This is a genomic window from Chryseobacterium turcicum (assembly GCF_021010565.1).
In the GTDB taxonomy this organism is placed as follows: domain Bacteria; phylum Bacteroidota; class Bacteroidia; order Flavobacteriales; family Weeksellaceae; genus Chryseobacterium; species Chryseobacterium turcicum.
Genome location: NZ_JAJNAY010000001.1, coordinates 3155153 through 3180556 on the forward strand (window position 1 = coordinate 3155153; position 25404 = coordinate 3180556).

A 25404-nucleotide genomic window follows, 5' to 3' on the forward strand; every position below is an offset into this window, starting at 1 on the left:
TAATAAAATTTGTATTCCTTCTTTTTTAATGGTCTGAATAAATGTGGTTTTAAAAAATACGGAAGTAATTAGTTTATAATAATTTACCTTCTCAGACCTGTCCACAAAAAGTGACTGCAAAATTACAAAAAAAACTGGAATACACAATTATGTTTATTTTAATTAATTATATAAAAAACTCATGAAAATAAAAAACAGATGAGCAATATTGCCCATCCGTTGAAAAACACAAATTATGATAAAATCATATATTTTTAATTAATAGACTCCACAACCGTAGTATTAAGAGATATTTTTGCCAAAAAGCTACTCATATTATCACAAGTTCCTCCATCTGATCGTGTAGCAGCACCTGCGTACACAATTTTCTGTGTTGCCAAATTAGAAGTTGAAGATATATTGCGAGCCATTACTTTAATATTGTGGTTGCCAATAGAAAGATTATTGACCACTCCATTTAAAATAAATTTATTCCACGAACAAGTAAAATCTTCTTTTTGTTTGTGATATTTTCTTACTACAACCAGCACATCATCAACAAATACTCCAATGGCATATTCATAATATTCATTAGCAGAAGCATCCAGTTGCGTCATTCCTTCTACTGTAAATGCAAAGGAATTATGAGTTCTTGTAAATGTTTTTGAGTCTGTGACCCCTAAAGAAACCCAGCCTGTAATACCTGAGCCTAGATTAATAGCTCCTGGAGTAAAACCCGTAATCGTAGTACTTGCAGTAGAAGAAACAGAGCTTATATTAACAACGTCTAGTTTTGGTTCCAGGAGATCTTTAGTATATAAAGCATTCCATCTATCAACTTCGAAATAGGTTACTGTTTGAGGTAAAGATGACGTCGCATTGGTATTAAAAACGATATTTCCATTTTGAGGACTTGGTACTGTCGTTGCATCCATATTTGAAGTTAACGGAATTCTTGGAAGCAAAAATCCTTTTTTGTCTGAATCTAATTTCAGAACAGCTGTATTATCTAAAACAGGTGTTGTCTTATCTGTGATCACAACTTGTGAAAAAAACATACAAGGGATAGACACCACAAGAATAATATTAAATATTTTTTTCATGATTAGTAAGGTAATTGTTGATTGATTAAAACGATAGCACTTATCTTAGCTTCATCATTGGAAATGTTCGTACAACTTGCTCCTTTTTGTCCGTAATTAATAGCCGCAGTTGTTGTGCTCGATCTATTCATTACAGCGAGTTTTATATTGTGAGTTGCTGCGCTGAGATTGTTTACGAGACCTGTTATTGTGAACTCTCGAAATGCACAAGTATTATCTACATTCATGGTAGCGGATTTTGATGAAATTAATTGATCGTCTACAAATATGCCCAAGCCATAGGTTACACTTTCGCTACTTGATGTGGCATTATTTAATTGCAGCATCCCTGTAAAAGTAACCACTGTACTATTTATAGGTCTGTCGATTACAAAATTGAAAGGAGAAGGATCTGTGATTTCTACCCATGGAGATGCCAACATACTTCCATTTACAAATGAATTGACCGAGGTAGCATCTGCAGGATAATTGCTGGTAGAGACGCCGGTATTGTAAATTTTAGAATAATACTTGGTAATCCCTAGAAGTAAGTTGATATTAGCTGAGCTAAAGTAAAAAACCCATTTTGTTCCGTCCCAATAATACAGACCTTTTCCTCCTGGGAAACTTGCATTGGTATTATATACCATCAAAGACTCTGTAGGTTGTGAAATCATAAAACTATAATCGGATACATTGCTTGAGTTTAATGAAACTTTTGGTAACATAAAACCCTTATTTCCAGACACGAGATCTAAAATTGCAGATTCATCAGGATTACTCGTTCCAATCCCTACCGAACCAGTCTGTGCGTACATATTAATCCCAACTATTAACAAGAGGAATATTAAATAATTTTTTTTCATGGTTAGTGTTTTAAGATTTTTCAGTGAGCTTGATAAACATATTGATCTTAGACATATCAGCATTTACAGAAGGTGAAGCTGCGCCGCCAAACTTCCAAACGGTTGCATTTGGATAATTATTAACCCTCATTGTAACATACATTTTTATGGTATGATTACCTAAGCTCAGGTTTTTGAATACAGAATTAATCGAAAAGAAGTCATACTGAAAAGTACGTCCATAATTGGAAGAGTAGTTTCTCACTCCTGCCAATTTATCATCTACAAAAACACCAATAGCATACGTGTACGTATTAATAGAGCTAAGTGTTGTATTATTGGCCTGAACCATGCCTTCAGTAAGCACAAAAATATTATTATTGGCCTGAGTAATTGTAATATTTTTAGAAAGACCTGGTATCTCTGTCCATACCACTCCTGGTGCAGAGTTTTCAGGATAGTTTAGTGCTCCAGAAAGCACACTCAAATCAACTGATGATGAGCTTGATGTACTGTAAGAAACCGTCAAACCAAGTACTGAATAAATGTTTTGAGAATCTACAAGCTCATTCCATTTAGTGGTTTCCCAAAAGTTAAATCCTTTTTTTCCTGAAGCAGTATTATAGGCTAATAATCCAAGACTAGGAGTCGCTGTAACTGGTGAAGCAAGACTGAGATTAGGAATATTAAGATTAGGAATTAAGACTCCTTTATTAGTAGAATAGGTTTTTAGAAGTAGGTCATTTTCTACAGTCTGTGTCCCTATCCCAACTTGTCCTTTTGCGTTTTGAAAAAACAGCAGATATAAAACCACTGCCTTAGCGAGAAGTATTTTTTTCATCATCGTTTAATTAAATTAAATTTGTGTTTTTGTTAGTATCCGGAAAATCTTAGTAAAGCACAGGTGCATTTTTAAGATTTCCCAAATATTAACACTACAAATTTATAATTTAATCACATCTGAATCAACAAATTATCATGTTATTTTTACTTTATCGAAAAAATCAATAATTAATATCTGATTCACCAGACAAACAAAAAAAATAAAAATTTCTTAAAGCGTCTTACTAGACTCTTCCAAAAGATCATTCAAAGTAGAAAATTCTTCACGAGTTAGATCTCTCCATTTTCCTAGAGGAATATCAAGCTTGATATTCATGATTCTTATGCGTTTCAGCTTTTTCACTTCATACCCTAAAAATTCGCACATTCTTCTAATTTGCCTATTAAGCCCTTGTGTCAAAACAATACGAAAAGTCATATCATCAATTTTTTCCACCTCACATTTCTTAGTGACGGTATCTAAAATTGGAACGCCATTTCTCATTTTTTCTAAAAATTTTGGATTGAGTGGTTTGTCAACTCTTACCAAGTATTCTTTTTCGTGGTTATTTTTTGATCGTAATATTTTGTTGACAATATCGCCATCATTCGTCAGTAAAATCAAACCTTCGCTTGGTTTATCTAATCTTCCGATTGGAAAAATTCGCTTAGGATGATTGATATACTCTATAATATTATCAATTTCACGCTTCGTATCAGTAGTACAAACAATCCCTACAGGTTTGTTGAAAGCAATATAAACCGGTTTTTCTTCAGATTCACGGATGGGTTTTCCGTCAACTTCTACTACGTCTTCATCTGAAACTTTAGTTCCCAGCTCAGGAATCTGGCCGTTTATTTTTATTCTACCTTCTTCCAAAAGCTTATCTGCTGCTCTTCTTGAGCAATAACCAACTTCTGAAAGATATTTATTAATACGTGTTTTTTCCATTATTCTATTCCTTCTACTGTATAATTTTTGTTACTAAAAACGGTAATTCCATAACTTAATCCTATAAATAAGGTATTTGATCTTGATGCTTGCAATGTTTCAAAAACAAGCCCACCTTCCTGGCTCAGTCTTTTTGAATAGGCTACCTGAAGTCCTAATTTTAAGCTCCAAAATTCAGAATTAGAAATTACAGAGTTATTAATTTGTTTCCCATACGTGACATCAATAAAAAATGCCTCATCACCGGGATTAAAAATAAATTTAGGCTGAACCAACCAATACATCAAATGAAAATTAGGATCAATATAGCTATATTTCAAACCTGTACCGACTGCAAAGTTAGGAAGAAAATTATATCCAGCTACTGCAGAAATTCCATACGTAAAATTATTGGGAAGATAAGGTGAAACATAATCCTGATAATATTGAGAATCTCTGTTTTGATTTCTTTTGCTATGATTTTTCACATTATAGCCAACATTTAAAGTCGGATTAAAATAAAAATTCATTTTCGGCTTTTTTGAATCATCAACCTGAGAAAATACCATTATTGAAAACAATAAAACAGAAATTAATAATAAATTTTTAACCATAGTTTTCAAAACTGTATTCGTTATTCAAAAAATCAGAGGTTGCGTCTTCAATTTTATAATCACCGATTTTTGTTCTTCTCAATTGGGTAAGATAAGCTCCTACACCCAATTCCTGACCAATATCGTGGGCTAAACTTCTAATGTAAGTTCCTTTTGAACAGCCCACAGTAAAGCTAATTAAAGGAAAATTGATTTCTATATCTTTAATATAATGAATGGTTGTTTTTCGAGATTTCATTTCGACCTCCTCTCCTGCTCTTGCCAAATTATAGGCTCTTTCACCATCAATTTTAATCGCTGAAAAAACCGGAGGTTTTTGGTCTATTTCTCCTAAGAATTTTTCTAAAGCATTTTTCACCTCTTCTTCCGTTACCTTTGAAATATCCTGATGAAGAATTTCTGGTTTTTCGGTATCGTATGACTCGGTTTGCACCCCAATTTTTATTTCAGTCCAGTATTCTTTGGGAGCGTCCTGAATTTCTGATATTTTTTTGGTGAATTTCCCACAGCAAACGATTAATAAACCGGTTGCTCGCGGATCTAAAGTTCCGGCATGCCCGATTTTAAACTTTTTGGGGAGATTAAACTCTCGCTTGAGTTTGTATTTCATTTTATTGACAGCCTGAAAAGAAGTCCAATCTAAAGGTTTGTCTAATAAAAATATATGTCCTGACTGTAATTCTTCTGCGGTCATTATTTTAAAATTTCAGTAATAAAAACTAATTTAGTTTGCTTATTCAGTTTTTGTTCACAATCCTTTGATTCAAGGTTGTTAATAAGGCATTTTTTCCCTTCAGCTGAATAAGATATTTTTTGAAAAGGATAAATTGAATTATTCGGAGCAATATTAACAGTATACTTTGCAGGAAGATTGATTATATAACTTTTATCATCTATCCTATTGATAGGCATCTGAAAACATTTTCCCTCTTTGTAATACTTAGGAAAAGCATTATGTTCTAAATTTTCCTCACTCACCAGCTCTTTACAAAACAAAATACTCTTTGGAAATTTATTTCCAACCAACTCAACAAAAATTTCTTTTTCTTGATCTGTATTATTTTTTACAAAAAGCACATGAGCAGGAGAACAGGAAATTGTATAAATACTAAACAATAATCCGAGTAAAAAATTTAAACAAAATTTCATGAATTTATTTAAAATAATAAAAATAAATCAACAAAGCTATTCCTACAAAAATACGGTACCAGCCCCAAGGTTTGAAGCCATATTTGTTTAAAACACCGATGAATGCTTTGATGGCAATTAATGCTACGATGAATGCTACAATATTCCCAACAATAAAAATCGTAATGTGATCCTGAGATTGCAAAATCATCTCATATCCTTTCATAGGGTTTAGCGTTCCTTTTCCCCATGTTTTTACAAAAACTGAGTAAACCGTCACTGCCAACATAGTAGGAACGGCCAAAAAGAAAGAAAATTCTGCAGCCGCCTTTCGTGATAAACCTTGCGTCATCCCTCCAATAATGGAAGCTGCACTTCTACTCGTTCCGGGCATCATCGCAAGACATTGCCAAAAACCAATGATTACTGCTTTTTTTATAGAAAGGTCTTTTTCGTCATTAATAACAGGATTTTTAAACCATTTATCAGCAAATAACAAAACAACTCCACCTAAAACCAAAACTGAGGAAATGGCAATCTGATTTCCCAAAACAGCTTCAATCATATCATCGAAAATATATCCTAAAACCAAAGCAGGAATTACGGCAAAACCTAATTTGTAATAAAACTTAAGATTTTTAAGGTCAAAAAACTTTTTCCAATACGCTACGACTACCGATAAAATAGCCCCAAACTGTATAGAAACCTGAAACATTTTTAGAAATTCTGTTTCTTCTAAGCCCATCAAATTGGCGGTAAAGCCCATGTGTGCTGTCGATGAAATAGGTAAATATTCTGTAAGACCTTCTATGATTGCAATGATTATTGCTTTGATTAAATCCATTTTTGTTTAATTCAAAAAAATTGAAAGTTTAAAAACAGTAAAAGATTCAAATTAATATTCAAATCTTTTATTGTCTTACTCTTTATTGTAAAAAATTTTATTTCCTTTTTAAAATTGCGTAGACTTCAATAACAAACCCTGTTACCACAAGCAGCGGTGCAATTCTAATTCTTCTGATAGAAAAAATATCGTCGTTCCAAACATTAGGATCAAATTTTCCGTCTACGGTATTTGCGTCTGGCCCCATCATTAGAAGAAAACCAACGACAATACACGCAAGACCAATCAGCATCCATTTGAAATTCTGCTTACCGAAGTAAAACGTATTTTCTTCGGAAACTTTTGTTTCGTTACCAAAATCTGATGCCGAAAATTTATTTGTTTTTTTGCTCATTTTTAAGAATAATATAAATCGTCAACGTTAGATTTTAAGAATCTCCATGTTGCAATAATTGTACTTAATACGGTGATGAATAAACCTACACCAAATATAGAAACCACCAACCAAATATACTGATTCGTATCTTGTACGAAAGGTGTTTTGATTGCTGTTGTAAAATAATACCAAACTCCGAAGAGGGCCAAAAGACCTATAGCCGCACCAAGAACTCCTAAAATAAGCGCTTCTTTGATGAATGGCGTCAAAATAAATCTTCGTTTGGCACCTACCAGCTGCATGGTTTTGATGATAAATCTTTTTGAGAAAACCTTCAGACGAATCGAGTTGTTAATTAATACAATTGCCAAAATTAAGAATAACAGACAGAACCCTAAAATCCATTTTAAAATCTTATTCAGGTTATCATATATTTTCTGAGAATCGGTATCGTTTTTCACCTCTTTTATTCCAGGAATAGCTTTCAGTTCCTTTAATACACTGGCCGTTTTAATAGAATCTGTATAGCCGGCTTTTAGCGAAACTTCTACAGATGCAGGATAAATATCTTCTTCAAAAAGAGCTTCCGCATCGATTCCCAAGCTTTTTTTAGCTTCAGCAGTAGCCATTTTTTTTGTAATATACTTGGTACGTTTTACGGCTTCCATATTATTGATTAATTCAACAGCCACAGCTTCTTGCTTTGCTATTTTAGCTGAATCTTTGATGTCGTAATTTTCCTCAAAATAAGCATTTACAACAAGTTGCTCTTTTAAATAGTCGGAATATTTTTGAGCATTGATTAAAATAAGCCCCATTAATCCCAACAAAAATAGCACTAAAGCGATACTTACCACGACAGTAATATTACTGGACCGAAGCCTTTTCTTATTAAACTCTTCTACAGATTTAGCCATTAATATTAAAATTTTTGGCTAAATTAGAAAAAATCTTCCGAAATTTGTACCGAATTATAGAAAATCATTGTTAACGAAATCATAAAAAACTTTGAGTGTAAAAGCAAAAAAACATCTCGGTCAACACTTTTTGACCGACGAAAATATCGCCAAAAAAATTGTAGAAGGACTTAGTTTTGAAAACTACGAAAATGTACTCGAAGTAGGTCCCGGAATGGGAGTTCTTACCAAATATCTTATTGAAAAAGAGCAAAAATTATATCTTGCCGAAATCGATACAGAATCTATAGAATACCTGAAAAAGCATTACGAAAAAATAACAGAAGACTCTTTTGTTGGCGACTTTCTAAAGCATGACTTCGCAGGATTAAATAACGAGCAGATTGCGATTATTGGAAATTTCCCGTATAATATTTCGTCACAGATTTTATTTAAAATCATTGATTATTATGGGCAGATTCCTGAAATGGTAGGAATGTTTCAAAAGGAGGTTGCAGAGAGAACTGCCGCTGTTCCCCGTACAAAAGATTACGGAATTTTATCTGTCTTAGTTCAGGCTTATTATGATGTAAAATATCTTTTTACGGTACATGAAAATGTTTTTAACCCACCTCCGAAAGTAAAATCTGGAGTTATAAGACTGACTAGAAATCCTAAAGAAGGTCTTGCTGGAAATGAAATTCTCTTTAAACAAATCGTAAAAGCAGGGTTTAATCAGAGAAGAAAAAAATTATCGAACTCTCTGAAAGTTTTAAATATTCCTGAAGCGCTAAAAACGCATGAATTTTTAGATAAAAGAGCTGAAGAACTCAGTGTAGCAGATTTTATCTCTTTCACCATTCTTTGGAAAGAAAATCAATAAACAAAAAAAATGCCTTTCAGATTTGAAAGGCATTTTTTGTTTATGTACTATTGAGAATTACTCTCTGTTTTTCAACATAATCCAACCCGATTGGTTCATCTGAGTTTTAGATTTATTGTATTCAAAATTGAATTTGTACCAATACGTTGCTGTTGGTAATCTCTTTCCACCTACAGTTCCGTTCCAAATTGGTGATTCTTTTGAGAATCTGAACATTTCTACCCCGTATCTGTCGTAGATAGAACCTGTAAAGTTTTTGAAGTTCCCCAAAGAAGTAAGGTCTAAAACATCATTAACACCGTCCTGATTTGGCGTAATTACGTTATTAATATGAAGAGTGAAAAATTCTATAGATCCATTACAGCTCGTTCCTTTAATTCTTACTCGTACTGTATAATTTGTATTATTTAAAAGACCAGGGAAAACATTAGACTCCTGCCAATTGATTCCATTATCAATAGAATATTCTAGTGTTTGCGGAAAATTATTGATGGTAGGACTATACGCCGTTACTGTCAGTGTATTATCTGAATAGTTAAGATTCGTAAAAAACGGTAAAGCTGCAGCGAACACTTTCACTTTAAATTCGTCTTTACAAACTCCATTATCGATTTCAACACTGTAAATACCCAACTCATTCGCAACAATTGTCTGAGTAGTTGCTCCTGTATTCCATAGATAAGTATAATTGTTTCCAGCTCCTGCATCTAAAACAATGTTATCTCCTACACACATTTCTACATCTAATAACGGAGTTGTAATAGCTGGGATAACTTCGATTCTTACTTTTGCAGGCTGAAGAGATTTACAACCTTTTGTTCCAATTGCATACACTGTAAATTCGGTAGACTGATGCAATGTAACGGTCTGTGTATTGCCACTTCCTCCAAAATTATCCCAAAGATAGGTTACCCCACCAGAAGCCGTAAGTGTAATTGTTTCTCCTGCACAAATTCTGAATTGGGACGAAACTAATTGTGCAACAGGCGTTACTTCTCTTTGTAAAGTAAGCTTTACCAATTTACTACAAAAAACACCATCAGAAACTACAACGTGTAAAATTTGTCCATCTGCACCGTTATAATTATAAATATTAGTTATATAGCCATTATTTTGTGCCAATGCATCTGCTTGGTTTTCATAAAAACGAAATATTGCTGTTAGAGAATTACTACTAATGGAAGCTTTTGTTGCATTTAGATTAAATGTAGTGACATCTGGTGTCGCACATAATAAATAAGTTCCATCATGCGCTTCTGGAGTGGTTCCTCCATTTATTTTTATACTTGCAGATCCGGGACAAGGATTTCCAGGAACACTCACTTCAATTTTATAATCTCCAGGTTGTGTTGCTGTAATAGTATTTGTGGTAGCCCCAGGCATTTCCACACCATTAAAAAACCACTTATAATTTAAATTTGGCCCACTGGTAGATGCAGTAATTACTTGTGGTACGTTATCGCAAACATTAATTTCTGCGGGTAATTGAGCTCCCGTAGGATCTAATAAATTTACACCGATATCAAATGAACCGGCTTCTAAAAAAACAGCAGAACCATAGCTACTGTCTCTCGCATCAGCAACAACCATCTTGATGTGGTAAGATTGTCCAGGAATTACTGTTGCCTCAGCAGTAAGAGGTGCTGTAGTACCATTATAATTTGTTGCATTTGGTGATAAAGAACCAAAATACTGAGCATTAATAGGACCACAAGCAAAGCTTCCCGGAAGAATATTAGGTACCGAAACAGCACCTGCACCTCCAGGTAAAACCGCTAAATTAGTATAAGTAGCTCCTGGTGTATTAGGCTTCAGTAATAAAGCAAATGCATCATCATACTGTGTTGGAGGACATGGAAAGTTACCTTCGTATTCTTCAGATGCAAAAATATATCTGAACTTCATCTGAGAACTTGTAGGTACAAAATCAAATTCTAAAACAGCTGCATTACTAATTTGTGTAGTCACCCCAATAGCTGCAATAAGATCAGCATCACTTCCTCCTCCATTACCATCACCTAAAGTGAAGGGCTCAAGCGCATTACCTGCCTTTCTTGCGTAACCTGTAGTTAAGATAATTCCTTCTTCAAAAGGAAATGTTGAAGTTGATTTATTAAAATACCCCCAAAATCTGTTGTTATTGGTAACGGGTTGATTGGGACTTACTGTAACGTTAGAAATATTTGGAGTTCCACAAGAACCGGAAGTTCCTACCAAAACATCTGTAACGAGTTGTGTAGGAGTATAATTACTTTCAGGATAAGGAGCAACATTCACATCTATATAGTCTCCTGCTTTTTTTGAATTTAAATTAATTTCCCTAACAGATTTTCTTGATTGAATTTGTTGTGCATAAAAAATATTAGTAGCTAATAGAAATAAAGAAAACCGTAGTATATATCTCTTCATAATAATTTTGTTTCAACAAATTTAATAGTTTTTTACATTTATCATACACATTACTCTACTTTTTATATTAATTTATAATTTATTGAATTTTATACAATTCCCTATTTGTACAGAAAAACATCTGATAAAAACTGAAAATTGATTATTAAGCAAAAACTAATGCAACAAAATTTGCAAGAGAAAAAATGAACAGTTTCTATTTTGAAAGCTTATTAAAAAACATGTATTTAAGAAAATAATACTTTTCTGTAAAACTCTTTTTTACTATTCTTAAAAATGTGATTTTCAGAATTCGATTAAATTCACGATTTTTGCAAATTCAAAATACAATATGTCAGACTTAATCAAAGAAATAGAAAAAAGAAAAACCTTCGGAATTATCTCTCACCCCGATGCCGGAAAAACCACTCTTACAGAAAAGTTATTGCTTTTTGGGGGTGCTATTCAGGAGGCAGGTGCCGTAAAATCTAACAAAATAAAAAAAGGAGCAACCTCCGATTTTATGGAAATTGAAAGACAGAGAGGAATCTCGGTGGCAACTTCCGTGTTGGCTTTTGAATACAAAGGTTATAAAATTAATATTTTAGATACGCCAGGTCACAAAGATTTTGCTGAAGACACTTACCGAACTTTAACTGCCGTAGACTCTGTAATTGTCGTAATTGACGTTGCAAAAGGGGTTGAAGAGCAAACTGAAAAACTCGTTAAGGTCTGCAGAATGAGAAACATCCCGATGTTGGTTTTCATTAATAAACTTGACCGTGAAGGAAAAGATGCTTTCGATTTGCTGGATGAAGTTGAGCAGAAATTAGGATTAACGGTTTGTCCGCTTTCTTTACCAATTGGTATGGGTAGTGATTTTCAGGGAATCTACAACATCTGGGAAAACAACATTCAGTTATTCTTAGAAGAGAAAAAGCAGAAAGTAGGTGATGCAATAAAGTTTGATGACATTAATGACCCTAAAATTGATGAAGTTATTGGCGAAAAAGCAGCAAAAAATTTAAGAGAAGAGCTAGATTTAATACAATCTGTTTATCCTAAATTTAATCGTGACGATTATATGAATGGAGATTTACAGCCGGTTTTCTTTGGTTCAGCTTTAAATAATTTTGGAGTTCGTGAATTATTGGATGCTTTTATTGACATCGCTCCAATGCCACAGCCCAAAGAAAGTGAAACCCGCCTTGTAAAACCTGAAGAAAGTAATTTCACAGGATTTGTTTTTAAAATTCATGCCAATATGGATCCTAAACACAGAGACAGACTGGCTTTCGTAAAAATTGTTTCCGGAACATTTAAAAGAAACGAAAACTATCTTTTGGTAAGAGAAGGTAAGAAGATGAAATTCTCTTCTCCTAATGCATTCTTTGCAGATAAAAAAGAAGTAGTGGATGAAAGTTTCCCAGGAGATATCGTAGGCCTTCACGATACCGGAAGTTTCAGAATTGGTGATACTTTAACTGGGGGTGAAAAACTAAGTTTCAAAGGAATTCCAAGCTTCTCACCTGAACATTTCAGATACATTAATAATACTGATCCTTTGAAAGCCAAGCAATTGGCAAAAGGTATCGATCAGCTGATGGACGAAGGGGTTGCCCAATTATTTACCCTTGAAATGAACAACCGAAAAATCATCGGAACTGTGGGGGCACTTCAGTATGAAGTTATCCAATATCGTTTGGAGCATGAATATGGTGCAAAATGTACCTACGAACCTCTTTCTATGCACAAAGCTTGTTGGGTGGAAGCTGATGAAAAGTCTGAAGAATTCAAAGAATTTTCAAGATTGAAACAGCGATTTTTAGCAAGAGACAAATACAACCAATTGGTTTTCTTGGCAGATTCTTCATTCACCATTCATATGACTCAGGAAAAATTCCCGAATGTGAAACTGCATTTTATCAGTGAATTTAAGAATGCTTAAATAAGCAAGTTAATACAATATAAAAACCCGTTAAGTTTTGCAACTTAACGGGTTTTTCTTATTGATAGAGTATAATTCTATTTATTTAGCATTAATAGTTTTTTAACGATTTTCTCACCCATTAATTCAACCTCAATCATATAAGTTCCACTTGGTACACCTGTTAAATTAATTTTCTCTAAATGATCTGAGAAGAAAAGACGGTTTCTCTTAGGAATAACAAGCTTTCCATCCATTGAATAAATAGTATATGAGAATGGATATGGAGCAAGAGGGACAAGTTTAGGGAAATCTAATTTAATATAAACATAGCCATCATTTGAAGGAACAGGATAAATCATTAAACCATCATAAATAGGAGATGGCGCCACTCCCGGAGTTCCTGGTGTAGGAGTAGGTGGTATTACAACAGCAGAAGAATTGATTGTAAAATTCTGTAAATTAACATTGAAGAATACATTATTTAATCCTTTTACCATAATTCTGGCTTTGTTAACGGTATCACCAAGACCACCTGGAACAGTATAATTATAGGTTCCGTTATTTGGTGCGCTTGCCACTAAAACTGTTGGCCATGTAAGTCCGCCATCTTTTGATAAAAGAATAGTGACATTAGGTGTACTTACAGGAGCAGCTGTGGTATTGGCAACAGTCCAAGTAATCGCATAAGATTGTCCTTCAGTCCAAACCACTCCTGCAGTATTCTGTGAAGTTACTGTAAATGGACCTGCAGCGGCATTCACTGTGATTACTGCATCATCAGAATTATTTCCAGAACCACCTGCTCTGTTATCACGAGTTGTAAATCTAAAATTATAAGTTCTTGCAACATTTGACAAAGCTTCTACGACAATAGGTGAAGACGTGCCTGCAGGACTGGAGGTTGTAGTTGCTCCTAAAAGAACTCTTTCTAATGATGGAAAATATCTGAACGGAACTGTTTGTGGTGTGAATGACCTGAAAGTTGGCCCCGATGCTTTCGTTGCACTTGCTGCAGAATTCGCTGCTGTTTGCCCGGCAACTGCATTGTCCATTTGCTCCCAAATATAAGTTAAAGCATCTCCGTTACTATCCGTTCCCGCACCTGTTAGTACAAACGGGGTTCCTTTCGGAATAATATAGTCTAATCCTGCGTCTGCAGTAGGAATAGCATTCCCTGTATTTGTGGTTACTGGGCAAGTTTTTGTTTTAATATTATTGGTAATCTGTTGAATACTTACCGCATGAAAAAAAGGATCTGAATGCATCACTACATTTTGATTTGTAATACCAGCATACCCCATAATTGTAGATCCTGAACCAGGCTCCATATTTACCCCCGTTCCTTCTAGACTCATTGAAAATGTATGGTTTCCTCCAAATTGATGCCCCATTTCATGAGCCACATAATCAATGTCAAAAGTGTCCCCAACTGGACCTGTGCCTAATGGAGGAACATCTGCTGGAGAAGTATATCCGCTTCCTTTTGTACCATTTGTACAAACACAACCGATACAACCTGCATTTCCACCACCTCCTGTAGCGCCAAATAAGTGTCCAATATCGTAGTTTGCCTCACCAATTGTTGCTGTCAAAGTATTTTGCAACTGAGCATTCCAGTTATTCATTTGAGCTGAAGGAGAATACGGATCTGTTGCTGCATTAGTATAAATTACAGCATTATTATTAGCAATAATAATCATTCTTGCAGAGAAATCTTTTTCAAAAACACCATTTACACGGGTCATTGTGTTGTTCATTCCAGCCAATGCTCCTGCTACAGTTCCTCCAAAAAAGGCAGTATACTCACCAGTACAAGACAAAGCCAGTCTAAACGTTCTTAATTTTCCATCATCAGCATTAGGTCTTGCAGTAAGATTTGAGTTATCAATACCTTTTTGCGCAACATCAAGCACTGTACACTCAAATTTATCTAAGCTTGCTTTTTTGTCTGATTTTTTATAAACAACATACGTTGAAAGATCTTTCGTATAGGGCTCAATAAAAACAGCAGATTTGTTTGCATAAATCTCCATTGAAGACAATCCCAATGGGGAAATACTGAAGTAAACCGTAGAGCTTGGATCTTCAATACCTACTCCTACATACGATTTAATATCAGGATATTGCGCTGCTAATTCGGGAGCAAAGTTTGAATTTTCTCTTACTTTAAAGTCCTCAATGTTACCATTAGAATTTGGAAAAGAAACGATAACATCAGATTTTCCTCTAACAGCAAATTTTTTCGGTGCTTTAACCAAGACGTTCTTTAAATTATCAAAATCAAGGCTATAAGTTCTTGGATTAATAATATTGGTCTTATTTTCAATTATTTCCGAATTGTTTTTTTGAGACACTTCTTTCCAAAGTCGGCCTGTTTGTGCTAAAAAAACATTGGAAATAAGAAATATTCCCATCGCAAGTAGTTGTTTTTTCATATAGTTTTTCTCTTTTTTTAATATTAATAAGGTATCTAATTTATAAATAGCTTTTCTTTTTATATAATTCACTTTCACCCTAACAGTTAATTCAATAATGTCCGCATTAAAATGTCCAACTTCTTTTTATATTAAGTTATTAAAGTGTTCAAATATAGACAAAACAATTAAGCAAGGGTATTTGATTATGAAAGTCTTAAAAAGCAAAGTTAAATATTATTATATTCTTAATAATAGTTTTCTTTTAACATTTTTAACATTTAACTAAAATCTTTGTAAAATAATTACAAAAATTTTACAAAATACTGATTTTCAACTTTATAAAAATTTACTAAAACCATACATTTCTTTTACAATCATTACAAGAATTTCACTCTTAATTTTACTCCAACAAAAAAATAATCTTATGAAAAAGTTCATTGTATTAGCCGCAGTATCTACCCTATTTGTAATGTGTAAAAAAGGGGAAACTACCCAACCTCAGTTGGAAAGCGCTATCAACAGTGCAGACAGTACCGCTGCAAATGTAGGAGAGAAAATTAATTCTATCCATCATGATGCCGAAACTGTATTTGATTCTGCAAATATTAAAATTAAAGATTTTGAAAAAACGAAAAGCGAAGCGGTAGAAAAGATGGAAGCAACCTCAAAAAGAGTTGATTCTTTATCTGAAAAAATAAGCAATATGAAGTTGGAATCAAAACCTGAAAAGAAAGATTCTCTTCAAAAAATTGTGGTAAACGTTCCGGCTCCAAAAGTGATTAGAGAAACAAAAATCTTTTACAAAGACAAGCCGAAACCAGTAGAAAAAATTTCTGAGAACAAAATGCAAAAAACCGGAGTTTTAGAACTTAGCGTAAACGATGCCGAAACTGCCAAAGAAACCGTCAAAGAACTGGTAAAAAAATATGACGGATTTGTAAAAAGTGAAAATACCTCACTTAATAACAACGATACCAAAATTGCATATCTGAAAGTAAAAGTACCGATTCAGAAATTTGATTATCTGATGGATGACCTAAGTTTTAATATCGGAAATGTAGAAAATAAAGGGATTGATGTAAGCGGGCAAGATTTTGTAAATAACACTCTGTGCGATATGGAAATTACCCTGTACGGAACTTCTGAAGCTGCCTTGGCAAAAAGTAAACCTGAAACCTTTGGTGGAAAATCTTTAGACGCAATATCTTCCGGATGGAATGTGATTACCTCAATTTTCTTATTTATCTTACCTCTTTGGCCTCTATTTTTAATCGCTGGTATCGGTTACTATTTCTATAAAAAGAAAAACAATAAACAGTCTGAAAATCAATCAAACTAAGTTATTATTAAATTTTAATCAAATTTTAAGGAAATAAAAAACAAAGTCTCAATTTTTCCTCTTAGATTTATTATATCACAATTTTGTCAGTTTTGTGATTTAGTGTAAAAAGAAAAGACTCTCAATTGAGAGTCTTTTCTGCTTATTTCATGTTCACTATTTTATCTACAACATATCTTGTGTTTCCTCTCCAAGGGAGCGCTCCATTATATTCTTTATAATGAAGATCAAAGGTTTTACCACTGTTGAGCTCCAGTTGTTTGAAAACTTCGGGATCAGATACAGAAAATTCAAACTCATAGCTTGTAATTGTGCCTGTTTTACCTTTTCCAAAACCTTCCTGAATCAATTTGCCTTCATAGGTTTTAAAAACATATCCTTTTTTGATGGCATAATTGAGATATCCAGATTTCACGCCTTCTCCGAAAACGAAGAAAAACTTATACCAAATAAAAACTCCTACAAGAAGTAAAACTACTCCTAAAGTAATCCACAAAGGTTTTTTCATAAAATAGTGTTTTGATGTTTTTTAATTATTTTGCAATACTTCTAGAAATCACAATTTTTTGGATTTCAGAAGTTCCTTCATAAATCTGAGTGATTTTTGCATCACGCATCATTCTTTCTACGTGATATTCTTTTACATATCCGTATCCACCGTGAATTTGTACTGCTTCAATCGTAGTATCCATCGCTACCTGAGAAGCATATAATTTTGCCATTGCTCCACTTTCAGAAATATCTTTTCCAGCATCTTTTTCACAAGCCGCTTTAAAGCAAAGCATTCTAGCAGCTGTAATCTGAGTTGCCATATCTGCCAATTTGAAAGCAATTGCCTGGTGGTTGATAATTTCAGTTTTGAAGGCTTTTCTTGTTTTAGCATATTTCAATGCCAATTCGTAAGCTCCAGAAGCAATCCCTAAAGCCTGAGAAGCAATCCCGATTCTTCCTCCATTCAAAACAGCCATCGCAAAATTAAATCCGAAACCATCTTCACCGATTCTGTTTTCTTTAGGTACTTTTACGTTGTTGAAAATCAAAGAATGCGTATCACTTCCTCTGATTCCTAATTTATCTTCTTTCGTTCCGATTTCGAAACCTTCCCAACCTTTTTCAACGATAAAAGCGTTGATTCCTTTATGTTTTTTCTCAGGATCAGTTTGTGCAATTACAATATAGTAAGATGCAGTACTACCATTTGTAATCCAGTTTTTGATTCCGTTTAAAAGATAGTAATCACCTTTGTCTTCTGCAGTTGTTTTCTGAGAAGTAGCATCAGAACCAGCTTCAGGCTCAGACAAAGCAAAAGCTCCGATTACCTGTCCGCTTGCAAGAGGCGTAAGATATTTTACTTTTTGCTCTTCAGAAGCAAATTTTTCAAGACCTGCGCAAACCAAAGAGTTATTTACAGACATTACCACAGCAGCAGAAGCATCTACTTTAGCAATTTCTTCCATTGCCAAAACATAAGAAACACTATCCATACCGGCACCTCCGTATTTTGGGTCAACCATCATTCCCAAAAGCCCCATCTCGCCCATTTTCTTCACCTGCTCTGTCGGAAACTTCTGATCCCTGTCTCTTTCGATGACCTCAGGGAAAAGTTCTGTTTGTGCAAAATCTCTTGCTGCCTGCTGAATCATCAGCTGTTCTTCTGATAAATTAAAGTCCATAAAATTTTTCTATTATATAGTTGCTAATTTACACTTTTTAAGCAAATCTGAAAACAGATTCATTAATTAGGAGTTAATCAAGGTTTCCATCAAATTTGTAATTTTTCAGAAGATATTATTATAATTTGAATTATTAAAAACATTATGGCATACATTTTATTAAATTCCAATTAATAAGAAGTAATTTTCATAGTTAAAAAAAATTCTTATATTTAAAATCCTAACTATTATTTGAAATTATGGCAATCAAAAGATTATTCGATATACCTCACTATGCTTTAGAACACCTCCCAAAAAGTGACATGTTTGTCACCAAATACCATGGTGAATGGAAAAAAACCTCTACTCAGGAGTTCATCAATCAAGGGAATAAAATCTCGAGAGGACTTTTAAAACTAGGCATTAAACCTGGTGATAAAATTGCATTAATCACAACCAATTCTCGTACAGAATGGGCAATAATGGATCTTGGGCTTTCACAAATTGGTGTGGTTTCTGTGCCCGTTTACCCAAGTATCTCACCAGAAGATTACGAGTTTATTTTTAATAATGCTGAAATAAAATACTGTTTTGTTTCTGATAAAGAATTGCTTGCCAAAGTGATGAAAATAAAACACAATGTACCAAGTCTGCAAGGTATTTTCACTTTTGATAATGTGAGCGGAGCAGCGAATTGGAAAGAAGTGTTAGATATGGGCGAAGATGACTCTACACAAATTGAGGTAGAAGACCTTTCAAAGGCAATTAACACTGAAGATTTGGCTACTTTAATCTATACTTCCGGAACTACAGGAAAGCCAAAAGGAGTGATGCTAACGCATGAAAATATTGTTGCCAATGTTTTAGGTTCAATTCCAAGAATTCCAAAAAAGAAAAGTCTAGATTATAAAGATACCCGAGTTTTAAGCTTTTTACCTATCTGTCATATTTTTGAGAGAATGCTCTTTTACCTTTTCCAATACAACGGTTTCTCTATTTATTTTGCCGAAAGTATCGAAAAAATGGGTGAAAATGTAAAAGAAGTAAAACCTCATTACATGAGCGTTGTTCCTCGTTTGGTAGAAAAAGTATATGATAAAATTTATAATACAGGTTCTAATGCAGGAGGTTTAAAGCAGAAAATTTTCTTCTGGGCTTTACAGCTGCTTCAAAAAAAGAAAGAAGTTTCCAGACCTTCAGGTTTACAGGAAATTATTGCCGATAAATTGGTTTTCAAAAAGTGGAGAGAAGGTTTGGGAGGTGAGATTATCACTTTAGTTTCTGGATCGGCGGCTTTGTCTACAAGATTAAATTTAATGTTCCAAAACGCAGGAATTCCTATTTTGGAAGGATATGGTTTGACAGAAACATCACCCGTAATCTCGGTAAACTCTTTCGGAAAAATGAAAGTGGGAACTGTAGGGCATCCATTGGATAATTTAACGGTAAAAATTCAGCAAGATGGAGAAATTACCGTAAAAGGACCTTCCGTTTTTAAAAGTTACTTTAAAAGTGATGAACAAACCAAGGAAGCATTTACGGAAGACGGATTTTTCAAAACCGGAGACATTGGCCATATTGATAACGACGGTTTCTTACAGATTACCGACCGTAAAAAGGAAATGTTTAAAACTTCCGGCGGAAAATACATCGCTCCACAAACGATTGAAAACTTAGCGAAAGCTTCGAAATTTATAGAGCAAATCATGGTAGTTGGTGATGGTGAAAAAATGCCTACTGCATTGGTACAACCCGATTTTGAATTTGCTAAAAGCTGGGCAATGAGAAATAACCTCAACATCGGTACTACTCCACAAGAAATTGCGAAAAGTGCTGAATTGAAAACCAGAATAGAAAAAGAGATTGATGATATCAACGAACATTTAGGAAACTGGGAAAAAATAAAGAAAATTGAATTGACACCAGAAGTTTGGGGAATTGAAGCCGGACTTTTAACTCCTACTTTAAAGCTTAAACGCAAAGCAATTAAAGAAAAATTTATTGATTTGTACAATAAAATGTACGAGCATCACGATTAAAATAAGTAGGCCGTTTCTGACTAGGAACGGCTTTTTTTGGCTTTAGTTTTAAAATCTATAGTAGATGTTTATCATTCTGAGCGAAACGAAAGCTGTTAATACATTTATTGGTGAGATTACCACCCATCAAAAATTTTAAAGAAATTTTTGCTATCCCTCCAGAAGGAGTAGAATTTTTAAAACCTTTCTATTTTGAGTTTAAAACCAACAAAAAAGACCGAAAAATTTCGGTCTTTTTATATTTAAGTAAAACAAGTAATTAGAATTTAATTACTGTTTTCATTTTTTCAGTTTCTTCAATTACCAACTCGTCATCTACAAGGATTTTCCCTGAATGCTCATCAATAATAATTTTCTTTCTCTGAGCAATTTCCATTTGCTTTTGAGGTGGAATTGTAAAGAATGATCCTTTCGGAGCACCTCTTTCTAAACCTACAACTGCTAAACCTGTAGAAGAGCTCTTTCTAATTCTATGGTAAGAAGCTAATAGTCTTTCGTCGATTTTAGCAGCAAATTCTTTAGATTTTTCAAGAAGATATTCCTCTTCTTTCTGAGTTTCAGATACAAGACCTTCCAACTCTTCTTTTTTGAATTTTAGGTGATTCTTCAAATCGTTGATTTTTGCAATCAACTCATTCAAAGTCTCTTCTTTGTGCCCGATTTTAGCTCCAAATTCTTTGATTCTTTTTTCAGAAAGTTGAATTTCAAGTTCCTGATATTCCATCTCTTTTCCTAAAGCTTCAAACTCTTTATTGTTTCTTACATTATCTTGTTGAGACTTGTATTTTTCAATAAGTGTTTTTGCATGGTTGATCACCTCATTTTTAGTATTGATTTGATCATTCTGCTCTTTAATATCTGCCTGAAACTTTTCTGCTCTTGTTTCAAGACCTTCAATTTCAATTTCAAGATCTTCAACTTCGATTGGCAATTCTCCTCTTGTATTACGGATTTCGTCTAATCTTGAATCTATGATTTGTAAATCATATAAAGCTCTTAATTTTTCTTCAACTGAAATATCTGTTAAATTTGCCATATCTAAAGGAAATAATTTACGGGGTTTGTTTTTTCACTAGAATTTAAGATTGCAAATGTACTAATTTTTTGTGATAAAATTTCAAATAATTGTTGAGCAACCCATTGTTCTGATTCATAATGCCCTACATCACAAAGCAACATTTTAGATTCTGCCTGAAAATAATCATGATATTTAAGGTCGCCCGTAATGTAGGCATCGCATTTCTTGGCAAGGGCAGATTTTATTCCGCTTGCTCCAGAGCCACCCAAAACTCCTACTCTTTTGATTTTTTTATTTGTAAAATCTGAATACTTAATCACCTCGACATTAAATTTGTCTTTAATAAATTTTAGAAAATCTTTTTCACCCATCTCTTCATCCAACTCACCATACATCCCCAAACCGGCATATTGATTTTCGTTATCTAAAGAATAAATCTGATGCGCCACTTCTTCATAAGGATGAGCTTCTTTCATAGCTGCAATAATTTGATTTTGCTTATAGGCTTCAAAAATTACTGAAATCATATTCTCATCTGCATGCTCTCTTACATTTTGTTGTCCAGAAAAAGGATTTGAACCTTCAATAGGTCTAAAAGTTCCACTTCCGGCAGTTTTAAAACTACACTCATCATAAAAACCTATATTTCCGGCGCCGGCTGAAAAAAGTGTTTCTTTTAACTGCTCAGCATAATCATTCGGAACATAAACATTTAATTGTTTTAAATTATTTTTCTTAGGCTGAAGTATTTTTAAATTTTTCAAACCTAAAGCATTACAAATCCCCGCATTTACACCAAAATAATCGTTATCAAAAGCAGTATGAATAGCATAAATGGCTACTTTATTTTCAATAGCTTTTAAAACAGCTCTTTCCACATAATTTTTACCGGTAAGCGATTTTAAACCTGAGAAAATAATGGGATGAAAGCATACCACAAGATTACAGTTTTTGGCAATTGCTTCATCCACAACATTCTCTAAAGCATCATGACAAACCAAAATTCCACTTACATTACGGCTAGGAACTCCGCACAAAAGCCCTACATTATCAAAATCTTCCGCCTGTGGCATTGCAATCTGTTTTTCTATGATAGAGATTACTTCTTGTATTGTCATTTTATTATGTATGTTTGTGACGAAATTAGTTATAATTTAGTTAAAATAAAAAACACGTATGGAAAGAGAGCATGATCTTATTCCGGGAGATAAACTTTGGAAGAGATTTTTGTACCGTATTATTTACCGAGCAGACACAAAGCTCGGAAAATTGTTTGATATTACCCTTCTATCGCTTATTTTGGTAAGTACGTTCATTATCATGATGGAAAGTGTACCTAAACTTGATAAAAGATTTCATGTTTATTTTATCGTCTCAGAATGGATTATTTCTGTGATTTTCACGGCAGAATACTGGTCGAGAATTGCCGTTCTGAAAAACAAAAAAAATTACATTTTCAGCTTTTTCGGAATTATCGATTTCCTTTCGCTGGTTCCGTTTTATTTAAGCTTCTTTTTTCCTGTTACTAAGTATTTTCTGATTTTCAGGATGCTAAGAATGCTGCGTGTTTTCAGAGTTTTTAACCTTTTAGATTTCATGAATGATGGTACTGTCATTCTTCGGGCTTTAAAGAACAGTTCAAGAAAAATATACATTTTTCTTTTATTTTTAATTATATTCTCCGTCATCGTTGGTTCTCTGATGTTTATGGTAGAAGGCGGAAGACAGGGGTTTGAAACTATTCCACAAGCAATCTATTGGGCTGTAGTCACGGTAACTACGGTAGGATATGGTGATGTATCGCCAATTACTCCTACCGGTAAGTTTTTTGCGGTTATTTTAATGCTAGCCGGTTACTCAATTATCGCTGTTCCTACAGGAATTGTAACGGCTGAAATGAGAAACAAAAGACAAAACCTTGAATTGGTTTGCGAGCGTTGTGGCAATGAAGATATTGATGATGATGCGAGGTACTGCAAACAGTGTGGCAAGAAATTGGCTTAATAGATTTTATACCAATTAATCTATCTACCAAAATCGACAAAATTATGGAACCACAAAAGAAAAACAAACCCAACAGTTTAGTACTTATTCTATTTGCTTTAATCATTTTAATGGTTATTATTTATTTTATTCTTGTCTTGTTTTTCCCGACCGTCTTTGACCTTATGAATACGGGAGAACTACAACCTGTACCCGATAAATAAAATTTCATAAAATAAAATCAGGCTTTCCGAAAAAGGAAAGCCTTTTTAATAGACCTCAACTCTCAATAAGTGATATTGATAAAAATTTTTATGAATATCTGCAATTAATTCTTAACAATTTATTTGTCTTTTCTAGAGGAATCTAAGATGCTTTATATTTAATGTATTGAGATTCCTACGGAAAGACAAAGTGACTGCTGATTTCTAATATTATGATTAAAAACTAAAAAAAATTAATGCGATTTATAGCAACAAAAAAAGAGGCTGGTTATTAACCAGCCTCTCTAAAGAAATTTAAAATAAATTATTTTTTAATTGTTTTAATAGTCTGTTTAGAACCATCTTTCATATTCAAAACAACTAAATACATTCCTGCATTTAATCCTCTTAAATGAAGAGTAGATTCTGGCTTATCAAACGTTTTCACAGTTCTACCCGCAATATCTAGTACAGAAATAGATTTCACATTACTTACATCTGAGATATTTAATACATCAGCAAATGGATTTGGATACGCTTTGACATTATTCTTCTTAATCGTTGTCTCGGTTGTTGATAATGTAAGTTGCTCAATAACAAAATTATCTATAAAAAATTCTACATCTTCAGAATCTGCTACAGCACCATTCGTTGCATAAAACCCGAATTTCGTATTGGCTCCTGTATAAGAAGTTAAATCATATGAATACTGAGTTGAGTTATTAGATACATTACTTGAATTATTCCAAGTCTGTAATACAGTCCACGTAGCTCCTCCATCCTGAGAAACAACAAATTGAACGACATCATCAGATCCAAAAGAACCAGAAGTCTCATCCCCAAATTCAGTTAAGCCATAATCGAATTTTACACGATACCCGCCTGCAGAAAGATTAAACTCTGGAGTAATTATCCAAGAATCAAATGTTTCAGGAAACCATGAACTTGTGTAAAGATTTATAGCCATTGCCCCATCAAATCCATTATTTAAAAATCCATCCTCATACCAGTCTGAATATGTTCCTGAAGGAGTTGTAGAAGGAGTTCCACTATCTGCTTCCTGCCAACAATCATTAATACCACCAGTAAAATCAAAAGTAAAATTAGGTATAATTACTCCACATAATGTCGTAAAAGAACTCACTGCAGACCAAGCACTTTTAGAAGTAGTAGAACAAACTGATCTTACCCAAACATAATATGGAGTATTATAAGAAAGCCCAGATAGCGCTTTAGAAACTCCCGTAATCCCTGTAAAGGTTGGAGGAGTCGTAGAAGTTGGAAAAGCTGAATTTGTACTATAGTAAAGTTCATATCCATTTCCTGGAACGACTGTAGGCGCTGTCCATGTAATATCTGCGGTTGCAGATGTTATATTTGATGCCGTTACAGAGCTAGGGTCAAGACATGATGGCGCAGCACCTTGAGTTATAGTAATATCATCAAAATAAACATAATTATCTGATGTATCGAGACCTGATTTCGCTTCAAATCTAATAAAAAAATCTCCAGAAGCCGGCACACCAGAGATAGTAGCTGATTTAGTAGCGCAAGATGCGGATACCACATGATTTGTATCATCTATTATATAGGCTGTTTGCCATGGTCCTGCGTCAGAAGTTGCCCAATCTAATTTAATTACGCCAAAATCTACTAGTGAGACCCCTGTATTATTGCTAGAATACTCAGTAACTTTATAAGCAAAACTTATATTTATATCTCCACCATTTGTCCCCGTTAATGCAGGAGAAACTAAGTAAGAAGAGCTATTGTAATAATTATTAGCCTTCATACTTCCAACTCCTGCACATGGTGTAGTTTCTGATCTGATAAATGACCCCGAGCCACTAGAAGTCCAAGATCCGTCTCCTGTAGGCTCCCAGCCGTAGCTGTAAGAAATTTGTGCTGATGACATTACTGCCAACGCCATGAAGCAGGTAAATAAAACTTTTTTCATAATAATTGAATTTGTTAATTATTTATGAAAGTACAATATTTTAATATTATTTTAATGTTAAAATATTGTTTTTATTAC

23 protein-coding genes are annotated in these 25404 nt (G+C 33.7%); 6 read left to right on the forward strand and 17 right to left on the reverse strand.

The annotated features are described in order from the left end of the window. Positions 1-254: 254 nt before the first annotated feature. From LO744_RS14320 to LO744_RS14365, 10 genes are all read right to left on the reverse strand, one after another. Positions 255-1082, reverse strand: coding sequence for a hypothetical protein (locus tag LO744_RS14320; RefSeq protein ID WP_230670271.1), 828 nt, complete (start codon positions 1080-1082; stop codon positions 255-257). 2 nt (positions 1083-1084) lie between these two features. Next, the gene (locus tag LO744_RS14325; RefSeq protein WP_230670272.1) at positions 1085-1927 is read right to left on the reverse strand and encodes a hypothetical protein; all 843 of its coding nucleotides are present in this window, start codon (positions 1925-1927) and stop codon (positions 1085-1087) included. 10 nt (positions 1928-1937) lie between these two features. After that, positions 1938-2747: a hypothetical protein gene (locus LO744_RS14330; RefSeq protein ID WP_230670273.1), complete on the reverse strand. Its 810-nt coding sequence runs from the start codon at positions 2745-2747 to the stop codon at positions 1938-1940. Between the two features lie 213 nt (positions 2748-2960). Further along, positions 2961-3680: a 23S rRNA pseudouridine(2604) synthase RluF gene (gene rluF, locus LO744_RS14335; RefSeq protein WP_230670274.1), complete on the reverse strand. Its 720-nt coding sequence runs from the start codon at positions 3678-3680 to the stop codon at positions 2961-2963. Then, positions 3680-4189 carry a hypothetical protein gene (locus tag LO744_RS14340; RefSeq protein ID WP_230670275.1) on the reverse strand — a complete coding sequence of 170 codons (510 nt, stop codon included), beginning with the start codon at positions 4187-4189 and terminating at the stop codon, positions 3680-3682. Before LO744_RS14340 ends, rluF begins: the two co-directional genes overlap by 1 nt. Before the next feature lie 76 nt (positions 4190-4265). Beyond that, positions 4266-4967: a tRNA pseudouridine(55) synthase TruB gene (gene truB, locus LO744_RS14345; RefSeq protein ID WP_230670276.1), complete on the reverse strand. Its 702-nt coding sequence runs from the start codon at positions 4965-4967 to the stop codon at positions 4266-4268. Beyond that, positions 4967-5422: a hypothetical protein gene (locus LO744_RS14350; protein ID WP_230670277.1), complete on the reverse strand. Its 456-nt coding sequence runs from the start codon at positions 5420-5422 to the stop codon at positions 4967-4969. Before LO744_RS14350 ends, truB begins: the two co-directional genes overlap by 1 nt. 4 nt (positions 5423-5426) lie before the next feature. Beyond that, positions 5427-6245 carry an undecaprenyl-diphosphate phosphatase gene (locus LO744_RS14355; RefSeq protein WP_230670279.1) on the reverse strand — a complete coding sequence of 273 codons (819 nt, stop codon included), beginning with the start codon at positions 6243-6245 and terminating at the stop codon, positions 5427-5429. A gap of 97 nt (positions 6246-6342) precedes the next feature. After that, the gene (locus tag LO744_RS14360) at positions 6343-6639 is read right to left on the reverse strand and encodes a DUF3098 domain-containing protein (protein WP_230670281.1); all 297 of its coding nucleotides are present in this window, start codon (positions 6637-6639) and stop codon (positions 6343-6345) included. 2 nt (positions 6640-6641) lie between these two features. Continuing rightward, positions 6642-7538 (reverse strand): cell division protein FtsX, encoded by an 897-nt coding sequence (locus tag LO744_RS14365; RefSeq protein WP_230670283.1) that lies wholly within the window; start codon positions 7536-7538, stop codon positions 6642-6644. A 91-nt stretch (positions 7539-7629) separates the two neighbouring features. On the opposite strand from LO744_RS14365, the gene rsmA reads away from it, so the two are divergent. Next, positions 7630-8400 (forward strand): 16S rRNA (adenine(1518)-N(6)/adenine(1519)-N(6))-dimethyltransferase RsmA, encoded by a 771-nt coding sequence (gene rsmA / locus LO744_RS14370; RefSeq protein ID WP_230670285.1) that lies wholly within the window; start codon positions 7630-7632, stop codon positions 8398-8400. Between the two features lie 57 nt (positions 8401-8457). Here rsmA and LO744_RS14375 read toward each other — a convergent pair whose 3' ends face one another. Further along, positions 8458-10809 (reverse strand): choice-of-anchor L domain-containing protein, encoded by a 2352-nt coding sequence (locus LO744_RS14375; RefSeq protein WP_230670287.1) that lies wholly within the window; start codon positions 10807-10809, stop codon positions 8458-8460. Positions 10810-11140: 331 nt separating this feature from the next. Between LO744_RS14375 and LO744_RS14380 the strand changes: the two genes are divergently transcribed. Then, complete coding sequence (locus tag LO744_RS14380; RefSeq protein ID WP_230670289.1) at positions 11141-12736, forward strand: peptide chain release factor 3; 1596 nt, start codon at positions 11141-11143, stop codon at positions 12734-12736. 77 nt (positions 12737-12813) lie between these two features. Here the strand turns inward: LO744_RS14380 and LO744_RS14385 are convergent, their stop codons facing one another. Then, entirely contained in the window at positions 12814-15153 is a 2340-nt protein-coding gene (locus tag LO744_RS14385; RefSeq protein WP_230670291.1) for a reprolysin-like metallopeptidase, read from the reverse strand. A 406-nt stretch (positions 15154-15559) separates the two neighbouring features. Between LO744_RS14385 and LO744_RS14390 the strand changes: the two genes are divergently transcribed. After that, positions 15560-16474, forward strand: coding sequence for a DUF4349 domain-containing protein (locus LO744_RS14390; protein ID WP_230670293.1), 915 nt, complete (start codon positions 15560-15562; stop codon positions 16472-16474). A gap of 142 nt (positions 16475-16616) precedes the next feature. Here LO744_RS14390 and LO744_RS14395 read toward each other — a convergent pair whose 3' ends face one another. Together LO744_RS14395 and LO744_RS14400 are read right to left on the reverse strand one after the other, a co-directional pair. Continuing rightward, positions 16617-16982, reverse strand: a complete 366-nt coding sequence (locus LO744_RS14395; RefSeq protein WP_230670295.1) for a hypothetical protein — start codon at positions 16980-16982, stop codon at positions 16617-16619. Between the two features lie 25 nt (positions 16983-17007). Continuing rightward, a complete protein-coding gene (locus LO744_RS14400; RefSeq protein WP_230670297.1) occupies positions 17008-18147 on the reverse strand; it encodes an acyl-CoA dehydrogenase in 1140 nt (379 codons plus the stop codon). Positions 18148-18386: 239 nt separating this feature from the next. On the opposite strand from LO744_RS14400, the gene LO744_RS14405 reads away from it, so the two are divergent. Next, positions 18387-20165, forward strand: a complete 1779-nt coding sequence (locus LO744_RS14405; RefSeq protein ID WP_230670299.1) for an AMP-dependent synthetase/ligase — start codon at positions 18387-18389, stop codon at positions 20163-20165. 259 nt (positions 20166-20424) lie between these two features. Here the strand turns inward: LO744_RS14405 and LO744_RS14410 are convergent, their stop codons facing one another. Further along, the gene (locus LO744_RS14410; protein WP_230670301.1) at positions 20425-21201 is read right to left on the reverse strand and encodes a zinc ribbon domain-containing protein; all 777 of its coding nucleotides are present in this window, start codon (positions 21199-21201) and stop codon (positions 20425-20427) included. 2 nt (positions 21202-21203) lie between these two features. Beyond that, the gene (locus LO744_RS14415; RefSeq protein WP_230670303.1) at positions 21204-22301 is read right to left on the reverse strand and encodes a Nif3-like dinuclear metal center hexameric protein; all 1098 of its coding nucleotides are present in this window, start codon (positions 22299-22301) and stop codon (positions 21204-21206) included. Between the two features lie 58 nt (positions 22302-22359). Here LO744_RS14415 and LO744_RS14420 point away from each other — a divergent pair, with 58 nt between their 5' ends. Next, a complete protein-coding gene (locus LO744_RS14420) occupies positions 22360-23187 on the forward strand; it encodes an ion transporter (protein WP_230670305.1) in 828 nt (275 codons plus the stop codon). A 44-nt stretch (positions 23188-23231) separates the two neighbouring features. Continuing rightward, entirely contained in the window at positions 23232-23390 is a 159-nt protein-coding gene (locus LO744_RS14425; protein WP_230670307.1) for a hypothetical protein, read from the forward strand. Between the two features lie 304 nt (positions 23391-23694). Here the strand turns inward: LO744_RS14425 and LO744_RS14430 are convergent, their stop codons facing one another. Beyond that, the gene (locus LO744_RS14430; RefSeq protein WP_230670309.1) at positions 23695-25326 is read right to left on the reverse strand and encodes a T9SS type A sorting domain-containing protein; all 1632 of its coding nucleotides are present in this window, start codon (positions 25324-25326) and stop codon (positions 23695-23697) included. Between the last annotated feature and the right edge of the window lie 78 nt (positions 25327-25404).